At 64.0% G+C, this 258-nt stretch carries 1 protein-coding gene; it reads right to left on the minus strand.

Going from position 1 to position 258, the window contains the following annotated elements; genetic code table 11:
• Nucleotides 1-28: 28 nt before the first annotated feature.
• Nucleotides 29-258, minus strand: a 230-nt coding sequence (locus tag SB847_RS21505; protein ID WP_410578705.1) for a hypothetical protein, incomplete at its 5' end; no start/stop codon positions are given.

The following is a 258-nucleotide window of genomic DNA, read 5'->3' on the forward strand; positions in this document are numbered from 1 at the left end:
GTGCCGCTTCCAACGCACAAGTGCCTGTTCAAGAATCGGCGACGACGAACGAAGCAGCATCTGAAATCACGACTACATCGACGGGCGCTCCCGCATCGGGAGACACGACCACGTCCGCGGTTGCCCAGGCCGACAAATTTCCTGCAACCCAGACAGCATCGACTGCTTCGTCTAACGACGGGCCGTTGCCGGAGGCCACGACGACGCAGGACTCTGCGCCACGCTCGGGCCTGGAGTCGGGCGCGCCGGTGCTCGATC

It is taken from the genome of Bacillus sp. SIMBA_026 (assembly GCF_046535335.1).
In the GTDB taxonomy this organism is placed as follows: domain Bacteria; phylum Bacillota; class Bacilli; order Bacillales; family Bacillaceae; genus Bacillus; species Bacillus velezensis.